Annotated in this window: 14 protein-coding genes; 6 read left to right on the plus strand and 8 right to left on the minus strand. The window is 71.6% G+C overall.

Annotated features, from left to right (window positions below; translation table 11 throughout):
- Nucleotides 1-22 precede the first annotated feature (22 nt).
- On the plus strand, nt 23-892 hold the full coding sequence (locus tag ACGFNU_RS07370) for an MHYT domain-containing protein (RefSeq protein WP_392591103.1): 870 nt from the start codon (nt 23-25) through the stop codon (nt 890-892).
- Here the strand turns inward: ACGFNU_RS07370 and ACGFNU_RS07375 are convergent.
- The 7 genes from ACGFNU_RS07375 to ACGFNU_RS07405 all read right to left on the minus strand — a co-directional run bounded on the left by ACGFNU_RS07375 (nt 889) and on the right by ACGFNU_RS07405 (nt 9,015).
- Nucleotides 889-2,427, minus strand: coding sequence for a serine/threonine-protein kinase (locus ACGFNU_RS07375; protein ID WP_392591105.1), 1,539 nt, complete (start codon nt 2,425-2,427; stop codon nt 889-891). The two genes, ACGFNU_RS07370 and ACGFNU_RS07375, sit on opposite strands and share 4 nt — an antisense overlap.
- 51 nt (nt 2,428-2,478) lie before the next feature.
- Nucleotides 2,479-3,534 carry a ribosome small subunit-dependent GTPase A gene (gene rsgA / locus ACGFNU_RS07380; protein ID WP_392591107.1) on the minus strand — a complete coding sequence of 352 codons (1,056 nt, stop codon included), beginning with the start codon at nt 3,532-3,534 and terminating at the stop codon, nt 2,479-2,481.
- Nucleotides 3,510-4,778: a 3-phosphoshikimate 1-carboxyvinyltransferase gene (aroA, locus tag ACGFNU_RS07385; protein WP_392591108.1), complete on the minus strand. Its 1,269-nt coding sequence runs from the start codon at nt 4,776-4,778 to the stop codon at nt 3,510-3,512. The genes rsgA and aroA overlap by 25 nt, the downstream gene beginning before the upstream one ends.
- Before the next feature lie 183 nt (nt 4,779-4,961).
- A complete protein-coding gene (locus tag ACGFNU_RS07390) occupies nt 4,962-6,437 on the minus strand; it encodes a CHRD domain-containing protein (RefSeq protein ID WP_392591110.1) in 1,476 nt (491 codons plus the stop codon).
- Nucleotides 6,438-6,671: 234 nt separating this feature from the next.
- Nucleotides 6,672-7,514: an anti-sigma factor family protein gene (locus tag ACGFNU_RS07395; RefSeq protein ID WP_392591111.1), complete on the minus strand. Its 843-nt coding sequence runs from the start codon at nt 7,512-7,514 to the stop codon at nt 6,672-6,674.
- A complete protein-coding gene (locus ACGFNU_RS07400; RefSeq protein WP_392591113.1) occupies nt 7,511-8,026 on the minus strand; it encodes a sigma-70 family RNA polymerase sigma factor in 516 nt (171 codons plus the stop codon). The genes ACGFNU_RS07395 and ACGFNU_RS07400 overlap by 4 nt, the downstream gene beginning before the upstream one ends.
- Before the next feature lie 230 nt (nt 8,027-8,256).
- Nucleotides 8,257-9,015, minus strand: coding sequence for a DoxX family membrane protein (locus tag ACGFNU_RS07405; RefSeq protein ID WP_392591114.1), 759 nt, complete (start codon nt 9,013-9,015; stop codon nt 8,257-8,259).
- A 121-nt stretch (nt 9,016-9,136) separates the two neighbouring features.
- Between ACGFNU_RS07405 and ACGFNU_RS07410 the strand changes: the two genes are divergently transcribed.
- Both ACGFNU_RS07410 and ACGFNU_RS07415 read left to right on the plus strand, forming a co-directional pair.
- A complete protein-coding gene (locus ACGFNU_RS07410; protein WP_392591116.1) occupies nt 9,137-9,895 on the plus strand; it encodes an SOS response-associated peptidase in 759 nt (252 codons plus the stop codon).
- A 101-nt stretch (nt 9,896-9,996) separates the two neighbouring features.
- On the plus strand, nt 9,997-10,329 hold the full coding sequence (locus ACGFNU_RS07415) for a TraR/DksA family transcriptional regulator (RefSeq protein ID WP_392591118.1): 333 nt from the start codon (nt 9,997-9,999) through the stop codon (nt 10,327-10,329).
- Nucleotides 10,330-10,395: 66 nt separating this feature from the next.
- Here the strand turns inward: ACGFNU_RS07415 and ACGFNU_RS07420 are convergent, their stop codons facing one another.
- Nucleotides 10,396-11,226, minus strand: coding sequence for a class I SAM-dependent methyltransferase (locus ACGFNU_RS07420; RefSeq protein WP_392591120.1), 831 nt, complete (start codon nt 11,224-11,226; stop codon nt 10,396-10,398).
- 393 nt (nt 11,227-11,619) lie between these two features.
- On the opposite strand from ACGFNU_RS07420, the gene ACGFNU_RS07425 reads away from it, so the two are divergent.
- The 3 genes from ACGFNU_RS07425 (at nt 11,620) to ACGFNU_RS07435 (ending at nt 13,761) form a co-directional block, all read left to right on the plus strand.
- Entirely contained in the window at nt 11,620-12,264 is a 645-nt protein-coding gene (locus ACGFNU_RS07425; RefSeq protein WP_392591122.1) for a sigma-70 family RNA polymerase sigma factor, read from the plus strand.
- Complete coding sequence (gene rsrA, locus ACGFNU_RS07430; protein ID WP_392591124.1) at nt 12,261-12,581, plus strand: mycothiol system anti-sigma-R factor; 321 nt, start codon at nt 12,261-12,263, stop codon at nt 12,579-12,581. The genes ACGFNU_RS07425 and rsrA overlap by 4 nt, the downstream gene beginning before the upstream one ends.
- 262 nt (nt 12,582-12,843) lie before the next feature.
- A complete protein-coding gene (locus ACGFNU_RS07435; protein ID WP_392591126.1) occupies nt 12,844-13,761 on the plus strand; it encodes an NAD-dependent epimerase/dehydratase family protein in 918 nt (305 codons plus the stop codon).
- Nucleotides 13,762-13,948 lie beyond the last annotated feature (187 nt).

Raw genomic sequence — 13,948 nt, forward strand, 5'->3', positions numbered from 1 at the left:
GTTTGGGGGCGGGGGATTACATATGGCCGAAGTGCATCACTTTGCCTATGGGGTGACCACACCCCTGCTCGCCTACGTCATGTCGGTCGTCGGCTCGCTGCTCGGCCTGATGTGCACCGCGCGGGCCCGCGCCGCCGACGGGACCCGGCGGGCCTCCTGGCTCGGCCTGGCGGCGCTGTCCATCGGGGGCACCGGGATCTGGGTCATGCACTTCATCGCGATGCTCGGCTTCCGCGTCCCCGGCGCGCAGATCCGCTACGACGTCCCGCTCACGCTGCTCAGCGCGTTCATCGCGATGGCCGTCGTGGGCGTCGGGGTGTTCACGGTGGGCTTCGGCGGCGCGCACATGGCGCCGCTGCTGTCCGGCGGCGTGGTGACCGGCATCGGCGTCGCGAGCATGCACTACACGGGCATGGCGGCGATGCACACGTCCGCGCACGTCGGCTACAACGCGGGCCTCGTCGTGCTGTCCGTGCTGATCGCGATGGTGGCGGCCACCGCGGCGCTGTGGTTCACCGTGCGGGTCCGGGGCGCCTGGGCCACCGCGGGCGCGGCGTTGATCATGGGTGTGGCCGTGTCCGGCATGCACTACACCGGGATGGCCGCCATGCGCGTGGAGCTCCACGGCGGCGGACCCGTGCCCGACGGCGCGCGGCCGTTCGACTTCCTGCTCCCGCTGGTCGTCATCATCAGCCTCCTGGCCACCGTGCTTCTGGTGCTCGTGGCGATGTCCCCCACCGAGGACGAGCTTCGCGACGAGACCCTGAGATCCGCCGCGTCCGGTTCCGCGTCTGGTTCCGCGCGCGGCGCCGCACCCTCGGCGCCCGAGAGCAGACCGCCCCTCATCACGCCGCGCGGCTCGCCGAACAACCCTCCCCGGGAACGTTCCTAAGGACGCCGGAAGGTCGACAGGAAAGTGTCGAACTTGGCGTTGCTGTCCTGCCAGTTGTGCCGACCGGAGACAAGGAACGCCATGGAGAGCGCTCCGTCGTAAGAGAAGACCCGTACCCGGCAACGCCCGGCCTTGCCGCTCTTGGTGAACGTGAACTCGAACTCGGCGGCCTTGCCGTCCTGGAAGGGGATGTTCTCCCGCCACGCCACCTGCTTGTACGCGGCGTAGCTGGAGTCGTTCTGGAACTTCTGCGCCGCGCTGTTGAGATGGGCCGCCTCGTTCCCCGTGGTGTCGGCGAGGTGCTGGAAGAAGATGCCGCGGGTGGCCGAGGCGTCCGGATCGGTGAACGACACGTCGCGGCCGGCCTGCTCCTGCTTCCAGCCCTGCGGGACGGCGGCGGCGAAGGTCCCGCTGTAGCTCTCGAAACCCGGCGGGGTGCCGGTGGCCGGCCGGGAGGCCGTCGCGCTGCCGCCGGGGCCCTGGCTGCGCGCTCCGGGCGTGGAGCCGGTGCCGGCGTTGTCGTCGTCACCGTTCACGAAGACCACGAACACGATCACCGCGGCGACGAGCACGGCGGCGAGCACGCCCGCCGGAATGAGGATGGCCCAGCGTTGCGCGTTGGAACGGCGGGGCGGCGCCTCCACCGTGGGCGGCGGAGGCGCCGGAGGCATGGTCATGTCCCGGACGGGAGCACCGCCGACCGCGGGTGGCGCCGATCCAGGCTGCGGGGTGCCCTGGGCGATCTGCCGCAGCCGGTGGATCGCGTCCTCGGTACGGATCCGCTGCTCCGGGTCCTTGCGCAGCAGTCCTTCGAGCACCGGCCGCAAGGGACCCGCCTGCCGCATCGGATCCGGCTCGTCGTCGAGCACGGCCGCCATGACGCCCCAGACGTCCTGCCGCTGGTACGGCGGACGGCCCTCGACGGCGGCGTAGAGCGTCGCGCCCAGCGACCACAGGTCGGACGCCGGGGACGCCCGCTGGTGGCGGGCGAGCTCCGGGGCCAGGTACGCCGGGGAGCCGACGATGGCCCCGGCCTGGGTGAGCGTCTCGTCGCCCGCCACGGTGGCGATGCCGAAGTCGGTCAGGACGGCCCGGTGGTGGGGGAGCAGCACGTTCCCCGGCTTGACGTCCCGGTGCACCACCCCGGCCGCGTGGGCGGCGCGCAGCGCGTCCAGGACGTCGGCGCCGATCGCCGCGACCCGGGCGGGCGGCAGCGCGCCCTCGCGCGAGATCACCCGGTCGAGCGCGGGCGCCCGGACCAGCTGCATCACGATCCAGGGCCGGTCCTCGTGCTCGACCACGTCATGGACCGTGACGATGCCCGGATGGTCGAGCCGGGCGGCCGAGCGGGCCTCGCGGAACGTCCGGGCGTGGACGCGCCCGCGCTGCTCCTCGTCCAGGCCCGCCGGGAGCGCGACCTCCTTGATGGCGACCTCGCGGTCGAGCATCCGGTCGCGTGCCCGCCAGACGGCGCCCATGCCACCGCTCCCGAGCAGTTCGACGAGCTCGTACCGCGCCGCGATGACCTGGGGCATAGAAGGACGATACCGACGAAGCGGCGGCGAAATCCCGCTCTTCCGGCCGGGTTATTCGGCTTCGCCCTCGCGGGCGGCCAGGAGACGGCGGAGCGAGTCGAGGCGTGCCTGGGACGCGTGCCCCTCGGCGACCCACCCGTCCAGCCCGCAGTCTTTCTGGAGATGATCACAGTGCGGCGGGCAGCGCTCGGCGGCGCCTTCGGCCAGGTCCTCGAAGGCGTGGATGACGTTCTCGGGCTTGATGTGCGCGAGGCCGAAGCTGCGGACGCCCGGGGTGTCGATGATCCAGCCCGCGCCGCCCGGAAGCTCCAGGGCGACCGCCGAGGACGAGGTGTGCCGGCCGCGGCCGGTGACCGCGTTGACGTGGCTGACGGCGCGCTCGGCGTCCGGGACGAGGGCGTTGACCAGAGTCGACTTGCCGACGCCCGAGTGGCCGACCAGCACGCTCATGCGGCCTTCCAGGTGGCCGCGGAGCTCCCGGTTCTCGCCGAGCTCCTCGCCCTGGACGGTGACCACGTACGGGACGCCGAGCGGGGCGTACTCGGCCACCAGCGCGTCGGGATCGCCGAGGTCGGCCTTGGTGAGGCAGAGCAGCGGGTCCATGCCCGCGTCGTACGCGGCGACGAGCTGGCGGTCGATCATCCGGGGTCGCGGCTCCGGGTCGGCGAGCGCCGTCACGATCACCAGCTGGCCGGCGTTGGCGACGATGATCCGCTCGAACGGGTCGGTGTCGTCGGCCGTGCGGCGCAGCGACGAGGTGCGCGGCTCGACGCGGACGATCCGGGCCAGCGTGTCGGGGTCGCCGGACACGTCGCCGACCAGCGCGACCCGGTCGCCCACCACGACGCCCTTGCGGCCCAGCTCGCGGGCGCGCATCGCGACGACGTTGCGGCGGTCGCCGGTGCCCTCGTCGACGAGGCACTGGTAGCGGCCACGGTCGACGGCGGTCACGAAGCCGGAGACCGCGTCGTCGTGCGCCGGGCGGCGCCGGGTGCGCGGCTTGGAGCCGCGGCGCCCGGGGCGTATCCGGACGTCGTCCTCGTCGTAGTCGCGCGTTCGGCGTGCCAGTGTTCCGGACCCTTCTAGGCGTTCACCATCGAGCGCCACAGCTCGGTGAAGTCGGGGAGTGTCTTGCCCACGGTGGCCACGTTCTCCACCTCGACGCCGGGGACGGCGAGGCCGAGGACCGCGGCGGCCATCACCATCCGGTGGTCGTCGTAGGTGTGGAAGACGCCGCCGTGCAGCGGGCGCGGGTTGATCTGGAGGCCGTCCGGCAGCTCGCGGACGTCCCCGCCGAGGGCGTTGATCTCGGTGACCAGGGCGGCCAGCCGGTCGGTCTCGTGGCCGCGCAGGTGCGCGATGCCGGTCAGGCGGGACGGGCTGGAGGCCAGCGCCGCGAGCGCCGCCAGGACGGGGGTGAGCTCGCCGACCTCGTGCAGGTCGGCGTCGAGGCCGCCGAACGTGCCGGTGCCGCGCACGGTCAGGCCCTCGGGACCGCGGGAGACCTCGGCCCCCATCGCGGCCAGCAACCCGCGCAGCGCGTCACCGGGCTGCGTGGTGCGCTCGGGCCAGCCGGGCACCGTGACCCGGCCACCGGTCGCCAGCGCGGCGCCGAGGAACTGCGCGGCGTTCGACAGGTCCGGCTCGATGACGGTCTCGCCGCCGCGGAGCGGACCCGGCGCCACCCGCCACACGTTCTCCTCGGTCTCGACCGTTGCGCCCACGGCGCGCAACATCTCGACGGTCATCGCGAGGTGCGGCGCGGACGGCACGGGCGGCCCCTCGTGCCGCACCTCCACGCCCTTCTCGAAGCGCGGCGCGGCCAGCAGCAGGCCCGAGACCAGCTGGGAGGAGCTGGAGGCGTTGATCGTGACGGTGCCGCCCCGGACGGACCCCGTGCCCCGGATGGTGAACGGGAGCGCGCCGCGTCCCTCGTCCTCGATCTCCACGCCCAGCTCGCGCAGCGCCGTGATGATCGGGCCCATCGGCCGCTTGCGCGCGTACGGGTCGCCGTCCACGACGACCTCGCCGTCCGCCAGCGCCGCGACCGGCGGGACGAAGCGCATCACGGTGCCCGCGAGGCCGCAGTCGATGCGCGCCGGGCCCTTCAGCTCACCCGGCAAGGTCTGCCAGTCGTCGCCGTCGTCGCCGATCCCGACGCCGAGCGAACGCAGCGCCTCGGCCATCAGCAGGGTGTCGCGGCTGCGCAGCGGGCGGGTCACGCAGGCGGGGGAGCCGGCGAGGGCGGCCAGGATCAGCGCACGGTTCGTCATCGACTTGGACCCCGGAATCGCCACGGTGGCGTCGACCGGGGCGGGGGCTAGCGGGGCGGACCAGTGCGGAGCAGGCATAGCCCAAGGTTATCGGCAGCCGGCTTCGGGCCGCGGGTCCCGGCAGCCGAAAGCCGCACGGTGGCGTTGATCGGCCACCGTGCGGCGTCCCCGGGTGTGGGATCCGGTCTCCGGGAGTGGGGGTGCCCGGTTTCCGGGTGCGGGGCCCGGTCTCACTCCTCGGCGTTCAGCCGAGGAAGACGCTCAGCCGAGGAAGACGTAGTCGGCCTGGTAAGGGACCTTGGCGATGGCGTTCGGGGCGCAGGTGCCCGTGGGGGCGACGCCGCCGATCGTGTTCAGGCGGAGGATCGCGGTCGAACCGGCCAGCAGGCCCTGCTTCGCGCCGGACTGGGTGGCGTCGAGGACGAGCTCGGGGATGTTGCCGTTGCCGTTGGGCGTCTTGACGACGGCCTTGCCCGTGACGGCGCTGCCGTCCCTGGCGACCCACTGCGGCGGGCCCTGCGGGCCGGGCTTGACGAACGAGTGCGCGATCCGGCCCGTAAGCGTCGCGTCGACGCCTTCCTGGGTGAACGCGAGCGAGCCGTCGGCCTGCTTGGTGCAGCGGTAGATCTGCGCGCCGTTGATGACCGGCTTGGTGAACGTCCGGGCCTGCTGGCCGCTGAACGGGGCGAACTGGCCGCGGATGGCCCCGCCCGGGAACTCGGCGGTGTGCAGGTTGGAATAGTAGTTCTCGGGCTTGCGCATGATGCGGTCGGCGACGTTGCCGGGCACCGGCGTCATCCCGGCCAGGCCGGTGACCCCGGCGGGCAGGCCGGCGGGCGCGGCGAAGAGGTCGGCGGCGACCGGGCCGTTGGTGCCCTTGACGCCCTTGTGGATGTGGCCGACGGTCGGCTGCCCGAGGGACGACCAGGTGAAGCCCCAGGTGATCATCGCTCCGTGGGGCCGGGCGAACGCGGTGCCGCGGCCGTCGGGGTCACCGGTCTTCTTGCCTTCCTTGCCCGGGATCTCCTGCGCGCCGTCGGCGATGGACTGCAGGGTCGCGGGCGTGGAGCCGATGAGCACGCCGTTCAGGTCGGCGGGCTTGCTGAGCTTGTGGAACTGGCCGCGCACGGCCCCGCCCGGGAACTCGCCCGTGTGCAGGTTGGCGTAGAAGCCGTTCGGGTTGTTCTTGAGCTGGTCGAGCGTGGCCTTGTCGGTGACCTTGACGACGCCCGCGACGGCCCGCGCGGTGTCCGGGAGGTTGCCGGCGAAGAACGGGACCTTGACCGCGCCGTTCGCGCCCTTGGCGCCGAGGTGGATGTGCCCGGCGGTCGGCGCGGCGACGTCGCTCCAGCGCAGCGCGTACCAGATCCGGTCGCCCTGGACGCGGATCAGCGCCGTCGCGCTCCCGTCCCGGTCGCCGACGGCCTTGCCGTCCGCCGCGGGCACCTCGTTGCGGCCGAGCAGGCTCGCCGCCAGGTAAGTGATCTCGCCGCCCTGCGGGGCGGTGGCGGGGGTGTCCACGGGAAGCGCGCCGTTCTGCGCGGCGGCGGGGGCGGCGGCCGGACCGCCGTGACCGTGACCGGCGCCCTGCTCCGCAACGGCGGACTTGCCATTGGCGGATTTGTTAGAAGCGCCGGTGAGCTCACCGGTCACCCCGGTGGCGGCGGCCACACCGGCTCCGGAAGCGAGAATTGCGGCGGCGGCGACGGCCGGCAGAACGATCTTACGAACGGACATTGTTTTGACCCCTGGTCTCTAGGGTTGAGGCTTTTTTATTTGCCTTCTCACCCCTAGGCACGCGGTGGTCGCCGACGCGGGTTCAATAGGTTTAAGATTTCTTTTCCTATTTCAATGATCTGATCCACCTATCAATGGAACGGCACTTTACGGGCGCACGCGAAAGCCGCCCGGCGGGGTCACTGTGCCGGGCGGCTCTCGGGTACGACGGTCGGTCTACATGGTCTGCACGGGCTACACGGGGATGGTCAGCAGCGTCCCGCCGCCTTCGATGCGGACCTCGAACCGGTCGAGGTCGGCGCGCGTGATCGACGTGCCGCCGTGGGTGATGAGGGGCGCGGGCGAGCCGGGCACGCCGTAGCCCTTGTCGGGCACCCGCCAGCCGGTGACGACCGTTCGTTCACCGGTGCGGGACACCGCCTCCAGGCGGCACTTCAGCGGGCCGCGCACGTTGCGCAGCTCAAGGCCGACGTGCGTGCCCCACTGCTTGCTCTCCAGTCCCACGACACCGGCCGCGCCGGTCTTGGCGTCGCTGCCGCTGTGCCGTTCGCCCCAGATGACCAGGGCCTGCGCGGGCCCGTGGTTGTGGCCGGGCTCGGTGCCCGTGCCGCCCTCGTTGCCAAGAGCGGAGCCCACGGTGATCCCGGTGGCGAGCACCGCGGCGGCGGCGATCGAGCCGATCACGTACGTGCCGCGGCGGCGCCGCCTGTCGAGCTGCCGGCGGCGCCGCATCATGTCGATCACGGCCGCGGGTGGAGCGTCCGCGGCCGTGGAAGGAGCCTCCGCCGTGGCGGGCGGCGCGGCGGGCGGAGTCTCCGCCGCGGCCCGCGGATCAGGGACGGGCCACGCGGGCGGCGGGCCGAGGTCCTCGTCTTGTCCCTCCTGCCCGTTCGGATGCCCGAGATCGGGGAACGCGCCGAGCCCGCTCAGCGCGTCGGCCATTCCGCTCATGTCGGCGAGCTCTGCGGTGCACGATTCGCATTCGCGGAGGTGCGCCTCGAAGGCCCTTTTATCGTCCTCTTCCAAAAGGCCCAGGGCGTAGGCGCCGACATCAGTGTGCTCGACTTGTGGCGTCATGCCGTCACCCCCCTTTCTTCCAATGCGACGCGCAGTGCGCGAAGTGCGTAATAAACTCGGGACTTGACCGTCCCTACTGGGATTCCGAGCGCTGCCGCGGCCTGGTTGACCGTCCGGTCCCGCAGCACCGTCTCGGTCAGCACTTCTCGGTGAGCGGGTGACAGTGCGTTCAACGCCTCGGCCACGACCACCTTGTGCAAGAGGCCGTCCATCTCATCCGCCATCGGAACGTTCTCCAGGGCGCCGTCGCCGACCTCCGGCGGCCGGACGTCGCGGTGCCGTCGATTGTCGATGACGATACGTCTGGCGACTGTGGCGAGCCAGGGCATCAGGGATGCTGTTGTGGCATCGAGACGGTCGGCGCTGCGCCACGCGCGGACCATCGTCTCCTGGACCACGTCCTCCGCCCACTGCCGGTCGCCGGCGGTGAGCCGCAGCACGAAGGTCAGCAGTGGGCGGTGGTACTCGCGGTACAACTCCGCGACGAGCTGCTCGTCGTCGGCGTCGCGCACGGGTCTCGGGCGGCGGAGGAGGTTCCGCAACCCACCCCCGCTGGGGCGTCCGACTGTTCCGGGCATAGCCATGGCCGGGCGTCTCCGTCAGGTTGAGGGATCCCTGGAAGAACGGGCGGTCAGTGGGCAGTACGGGGCCGCACCCTCGGGTGGTTCAACAGATTTTAGGTTTTCTTATGGTCGGCTTCAGGAAGCCGTCCCCGCCAGGGACGCCGTCCCGGAGCGTCGCCTCAGCGCTTCCAGGCCTTCGACGCCTTGCCCTTGGCGGCCTGAGCAGGCTTTGACGCAGCCGACCCTGCCTTGGACGCGGCAGAGCCCGCCTTGGACGCGACGGACCCTGCCTTGGACGCGGCCTGGGACGTGCCCTTGGCGGTCGCCTTCGAGGCGACCTTCGCGGCCTTGGCCGACTTGGCGAGTGCCTTGGCGGTCTTGCGGTCGCCCTGCCTGCGGGCCTCCTTGATCTGCCGCGCGGCCTCCTTGCGGGCGTTCTTGATCTCGGACTTGGTCTCCCGGCGCAGGAGCTTGGTCTCCATGGCCGCCTGGACGCGGGCGTCGCGGACCTGCTGCCGTAGCTCGCCCACGCGCCGGCCGCGGCGCGGCTCGGTGGCGACCATCAGCAGGGCGCCGAAGAGGCTGGCGTTCTTAAGGAGATGGGAGCGCTCGCTGGTGCGGCGTTCCGGGTCGTCCTCGGTCCAGTACCGGTGCTCGCTCGCCAGGGCGGGCACCAGCTGGGCCGCCATGAGGAACGTGGTGGCGCGGCGGAACCTGCCGGTCAGCAGCAGCAGACCGGTGCCGAGGCTGAGCGCGCCCTCGACGCGCACGAGCGTCTCGGGGTCCTTGGTCGGGAGCCAGTCGAGACGGTCGGCGATCGGCTTGACGGTGGGTGCGACCTGCTCGGCGCGCGGACGCGGGTCGCGGAGGGTTTCGAGGCCGGTGATGATGTACGGGGCCGCCACGAAGGGTCGGGCCAGAGTGGTGATGGGTCGCATGCGCCCTCTATGCCCACCACTTCGGCGGTCAAGCGCCCCCTGACGCTGCTCTGACCGTCCGGAAACGGTCTGATCGACTGAAGGTGGCCGCCTGTCGGACCCAGCGGGCAGGATGGGGCGCATGTGCGGTCGCTATGCCACGGCCCGGGCGCGCCAGGAGCTGATCGACGAGTTCCAGGTGCAGGTCGACGCCGTCGAAAAGGATCTTCAGCCCGACTACAACGTCGCGCCCACCAAACAGGTGCCGATCGTGCTCACGCGCGCTCCCAAGGACGAGCCCGACGATGCGGCGCGGCGGACGCTCCGCACCGTGCGCTGGGGGCTGGTGCCCGCGTGGGCCAAGGACCTCTCCATCGGCAGCCGTATGATCAACGCCCGGTTCGAGACGGTGCACGAGAAGCCCGCGTACCGCCGCGCCTTCGCCAAGCGGCGCTGCCTGCTCCCCGCCGACGGCTACTTCGAGTGGTACGTCCTGGAAGACTCGCGCACCGACGATCCGGCCGAAGGGGAGAAGAAGGCCAAGAAGAAGCCGCAGAAGCAGCCCTTCTTCATCCACCCCAAAGACAACGCGGTCATGGCGATGGCCGGGCTCTACGAGCTGTGGAAGTCTCCCGAGGACGAGTGGGTGTGGACGTGCACGGTCATCACGACCGACGCCCCCGACGAGCTCGGCCGGATCCACGACCGGATGCCGATGGTCGTCACCCCCGACCGCTGGGACGCCTGGCTCGATCCGGGACTGACCGATACCGACGAGGTGCGTGGGCTCCTGACCCCCGCGATGGCCGGCGACTTCGAGGCCTATCCCGTCTCAAAGGCGGTCAACAGCGTGAAAAACAACGGTCCAGAACTGATACAGCCCTCGACAAATGGGGGATAGATCTGGCAAACATTCCGACACCTTGTTCTGACCGCCGTCAACCGGTCGAGGCGAGGCCCACCCCCTTTGCCCGGGGCACGACCGGGAGGAGCTCGGAGCACGTGGACGCCGCCACCGCCCGTACCCGACTCGAATCCATGCTCGCCGACCTGGACCGTTCGATCGCGATCCTCAAGGGCGAGCACCCCGGGCGGGAGAACTCCGCCGCCGACGCGGGCGCGGGCCTCACCGACAGCGACCGCGTCGAAGCGGCGCTCGAATCCCTCGAACGCCACCACACCGCGGTCCAGGCGGCGCTCGAAAGGATCGAGCGGGGCTCGTACGGCCAGTGCATCGGCTGTGGCAAGGACGTCCCCCCGGGCCGCCTGGAGGCCCGCCCCGACGCCGCCCGCTGCGTAGCCTGCCAAGCAAAACACGACAGAGCGTTCCGCTGAGCGACCGCCTGCCGAGCCGCAAGACCATCAGCACAGCCGCCAGGCGAGGACCAGGCCCCCCAAAGGTTAAATACGCCTCGCGCTGGCTAGTAGGTGGATTCCTAGGGATTCGTCGCGGAGGGGGGCGCTGAGTTCGGTGCGGACCAGGCGGGTGAGGTCGCCGGGCGAGGCGTTCAGGACGTGCTCGACCGTGGACGGCGAGAGCACCGTGCGGGGCCGGATCCACTCGACCTCCAGCCCGACCTCGGTGAGCAGCTCGCGGAGCTGGTCGGCCCAGAAGCAGCGGGTGATGGTGCCGTCCGGCCAGGGGACGAGGACGACCTCGGCGCTCGGCACGTCCGACAGGTGGGCCCAGTAGTTCTGCTCGGCCAGCAGGGCCATGCCCAGGGTCAGGGAGTCGACCGACAGGAGCACGCGGCCGCCGGGGCGCAGCACCCGGGCGATCTCGGCGATGGTCGACTCGGTCGCCAGATGGCGGGAGAGGGCGCGATCCTCCGCGATCACCGCGTCCACGCAGGCGTCGGTGAGGAAGGCCAGGGAGCCGGTGTCGGCGATCACCTGCCGGAGGGTGCCCGGCGGGTGGCCCCCGCGCGGCCGGGGCGCGGGCGGCCGGCGGTGGCCGTTCCCGTTGACCGGTGGATTCTCCGGCGCGGCGAGATCCGGATCTCGTACCTCCAGCACCGTGTGGCCCGCCGCCGCGGCCTGCGCGCCGCTGCGCGACTGGCCGCCGGAAACGTCCAGGATCCGGGAGGGACGGTGGGGGAGCCAGCGCGCCAGCTGGGCCGCGGCCACGGCCCAGTAGAACGCCCAGTACATGGCCAGCGACTCTCCGTCACCGGGGGAGTTCCGCAGGCTGGCGATGGAGGGCTCCGGAGGTCGTGCCGGCACCGGTAGCAAGGGATTTGCTCCTGTTCTAGCCGCGTATGTGACTCCTTCCCCGTGGAGGCCCGCGCATCACCCTCCGTGCAGGTACGGGTGACGTGACCTGAGCCGTGGGGGACCCGCCCGAAAACACGTTCCATGGGTCGCTTCGCGGCCGGGGAATCGACGGGGCGGCCGTGGCGTTGCACCGGTGCATAACCGTCTGCGCGCACACGGCCCACGCTCCGGAAACGGTTTCGGAGGGCCGATGGCGCAGCGTGGGCGGGCGATGACGCGCAACGTCCAGCGGAGGTGCAGTCGATGTCCACAGCCGTCGCAGATAGCCCGAGCGGCACCGTCCTGGTGCCGTCCCAGGGCGGTACGCGGGCACCCGCTGGCGTCGTCAGGCCACGCCGACCGATATCGTCTGTGAGGTACGACGCCACCGGCGTCGCCACGACGGAGGGGGTGGGTCAGGTCCCGGGCACCACGGAGACCGTGGAGCAGCGCCAGGAGCGGTTCCAGCGCGATGTGCTCCCGTTCTTGGACCAGCTGTACTCGGCCGCTCTGCGCATGACGCGCAATCCGGCGGACGCCGAGGATCTCGTGCAGGAGACCTTCGCGAAAGCCTTCGCGTCCTTCCACCAGTTCAAGGAAGGCACGAACCTCAAGGCCTGGCTGTACCGGATCCTGACCAACACGTTCATCAACTCCTACCGCAAGAAGCAGCGCCAGCCCCAGCAGGCGGCGACCGAGGAGATCGAGGACTGGCAGCTCGCGCGTGCCGAGTCGCACACCTCCAGCGGGCTCAAGTCCGCCGAGGCCGAGGCGCTGGAGCACCTCCCCGACTCCGACGTCAAGCGGGCGCTGCAGGATCTCCCCGAAGAGTTCCGTATCGCGGTCTATCTCGCCGATGTCGAGGGTTTCGCGTACAAGGAGATCGCCGACATCATGGGCACTCCTATCGGTACGGTGATGTCACGCCTGCACCGAGGCCGCCGGCAGTTGCGCGGCATGCTCGAGGATTACGCTCAGGAGCGCGGCCTCACCCGTGCGAGGGAGGGATCGGCATGAGCTGCGGCAACCACCACGAGACGCCCTGCACCGAGGTTCTCGCCCGCGTCTATACCTACCTCGACGGCGAGCTCGACCAGGGCGGCTGCAGCGAAGTGCGCGAGCACCTCGACGAGTGCGGCCCCTGCCTCAAGGAGTACGGCCTCGAGGAGGCCGTGAAGAAGCTCGTCGGCAAGTCCTGCGGTTGCGAGCCCGTGCCCGGCGACCTGCGGGCCAAGGTGCTCGGCCGCATCGAGCAGATCTGCGGCGAGATCAAGGAGTCGTCCGGGGCGGCAGCCTCCGGGACGACCTCCGGCACGACCTCCGAGACGGCCTGACCCGTTCATTGCTTCCGCGGCCTGTTCATTGCTTCTGCGGCCTGTTCATTGCTTCTGCGGCCTCGGATCCTCGCCTGGCGGCTCGGACCCGAACCGCACAAGCGGCAGCCGCGACATCGCTTCGCGATCTTCGCGTGAAGCTTCGCCTGGCGGCTCGCTCCAGCTCAGGTAGCGCGCCCGCGGTGCGGGTCGATCTCGCCGCCCGCGTGATCGCCCGCCCGGTACGGCCGCGGCGGCCGCCGCGGCTCGATATCGTGCTCGGGTGCTCGCACTCGTCACCGGCGCGGCCGGCTTCATCGGCTCCCATCTCGTCGATCGCCTGCTCGCCGACGGCCATGAGGTCGTCGGCGTCGACGATCTGTCGACGGGCGGCAACACCCGTTCCGACATCGACCTGTGGCGGCTGGACGTGGCCGATCCGGAGCTGGCCGGACGCGTCGCGGCCCGCCGGCCGGAGGTCGTGTTCCATCTCGCCGCCCAGGTCAGCGTGCGGCTGAGCGTCGCCGACCCGCTGAAGGACGCCCGGACGAACGTCGTCGGCACGGCCAACGTGCTGGAGGCGGCGCGCGCGGCGGGGAGCCGCAAGGCCGTCTTCGCGTCCAGCTGCGCGGTGTACGGGGTCCCCGACGCCCTCCCGGTGCCGCCGGGCGCCCAGCTGCGGCCCGCGTCCCCGTACGCGGCGTCCAAGGTGTCCGGCGAGACCTACATGCAGACGTACCGGGCGCTGCACGGGCTCGACTTCACCACGCTCACGCTCGCCAACGTCTACGGGCCGCGGCAGACGCCCGAGGGCGAGGCGGGCGTGATCTCGATCTTCACGGACGCGCTGCTGACCGGCAAGCCGACTCAGATCTTCGGCGACGGCGGGCAGACCCGCGACTACGTCTACGTGGCCGACGTCGTCGACGCGTTCGTGCGCGCGGCCGGCGAGCGCGGCGGCGGCGAGCGGTTCAACGTCGGGACCGGCCTGCAGACGACCGACCGCGAGCTGCACGCGCTCGTCGCCGAGGCGGCCGGGGCCCCGGACGAGCCGGCGTTCGCGCCGCCGCGGCTGGGCGACCTGCCCGCGATGGCGGTCGACCCCGGGCCTACCGGTGAGGCGCTCGGCTGGGCTCCCGCCGTCGGCCTCCGGGCGGGCCTCGCCGAGACCGTTGCCTGGGCGCGGTCCCGGGACAATTGATCACTCAAGGTGACGTTTCGTTCACGCTTTGCTCACGATTCGCCGCAGGCCTGTGGGACACGGGCCCCCCAGGTTAGGCTTGTGCCGAAATCAGCGACGGGAGCATCACCAGCCCGGGTGAACCGGGACGCCATGCTCGCCCGGGACGCCCGGATCGCACGTCCGGGCGGCCAGGCCGGTCACGGTC

This window comes from Spirillospora sp. NPDC048911 (assembly GCF_043198015.1).
GTDB lineage: Bacteria > Actinomycetota > Actinomycetes > Streptosporangiales > Streptosporangiaceae > Spirillospora.